The sequence below is a fragment of the Dactylosporangium sp. NPDC005555 genome, from assembly GCF_040605635.1.
Taxonomy (GTDB): domain Bacteria; phylum Actinomycetota; class Actinomycetes; order Mycobacteriales; family Micromonosporaceae; genus Dactylosporangium.
Genome location: NZ_JBEXDG010000172.1, coordinates 1 through 1,464 on the forward strand (window position 1 = coordinate 1; position 1,464 = coordinate 1,464).

Below are 1,464 nucleotides of genomic sequence, written 5' to 3' on the forward strand. Positions count from 1 at the left end.
GCAATGAAAGGACAGTGTGTTCTTTGAAAGAAATTGAGAAACGAAAAATTGTTGAACATAACGACTTGATAACGTCCGTAGCAAAAATGGATAAAACGCCTTTAAAAATTTTTGAGTTGGCTGTTTCCTGTATTGATACGGAAAAACTGCCCAAAAATCATACAGTTTACCTCTCAAAAGCAGAACTCTTTGCCTTCTTTAAAGTAGACGACAGCAATAAACATAGTCACTTTAAAGAAGCCATAAAAGTTATGCAAAAAGAAGCTTTTTTTGAAATTAAGGAAGAAGCAGGGAAAGGCTTCAAATTTAAAAGCATTGTGCCTATCCCTTACGTGGAATGGACAGATTATAATGATGAAGTAAAAATTGAATTTCATCGTGAAATTATGCCTTACTTAATCAATCTTAAAAAGAATTTTACGCAACACGCCTTATCAGATATAGCCGAACTCAATAGCAAGTATTCAATTATTCTTTACCGTTGGTTATCTATGCAATACAACCAATACGAGCATTATAGCGTTAAAGGTGGACGGAGAGCGGAGCAAGTGGAAGCCTACCGCAATCCAACAATTACAGTGAAAGAATTGCGAGTGATGACCGATACCGTCAATGAATATAAAAGAATGTTTCAATTCACAGAATGGATACTAGAAAAACCTTTAGCAGAAATCAACGCTCACACTTCTTTTAACGTGTCCTATGAGAAAGTCAAAAAAGGGCGGAGTATTGATTCTATTGTCTTTCATATCGAGAAAAAACGCATGGCAGACGATAACAGCTACAAGTTAGACGATAAAGTATATCAAGAGGGTAATAAAGTCAAAGAGGAAACCGAAGATAAGCTAGCTATTGAAGCAATGAAAAGCAAATACACCAAGCTATTGATTGAAAATTTTCTTTTGTCACCATTAGAAATGACAGATACGGCAACAATGGCAGGCTTACAGAAAAATGTGTACCCTCTCTATGACGAACTGAAAGAATTGAGAGGGCTTAATGGAGTCAAAGACCACTTGTCTTATGTATCTAGCAAGCGTGAAGAATATTCTAAACGCAATGTAGCGAAGTATCTGAAAAAAGCAATCGAGCAATATCTACCTACGGTTAAAAGGCAGGAATTAGACCATGAGTAAGAATGTAAAAACCATAAAAGAGCTGGCTGACGAATTAGGCACTAATAAAACTAGAATTTCAAGAATAATAAACAAAAATTCAATCCCAACTCAAAAAATAAAAAATAAAATTGTGTTAGAGGACAATTCAGTAAGTCTTATCAGACAGTATTTTAAGAACGAAACACAACGACAGAACGAAACAGTCAGTATTCTTAGAACAGAACTTGATAAAGCCCATTCTCATATAGAAAAGTTAAGCAATCTTTTAGACCAACAACAACGCCTAGCTTTGCAGGATAAAAAATTGCTAGAAGAATACAAGGCAGAAAATGACAGCCTCAAAGCC

At 35.2% G+C, this 1,464-nt stretch carries 1 protein-coding gene and 1 pseudogene; both read left to right on the plus strand.

Annotated features, from left to right (window positions below):
• Window positions 1–1,136: RepB family plasmid replication initiator protein (locus tag ABZS58_RS51315; protein WP_354792136.1), on the plus strand; the 1,136-nt coding region annotated here is incomplete at its 5' end.
• Window positions 1,129–1,464: pseudogene (locus ABZS58_RS51320) on the plus strand (hypothetical protein); the annotation flags it as partial. The gene ABZS58_RS51315 and the pseudogene ABZS58_RS51320, both read left to right, overlap by 8 nt.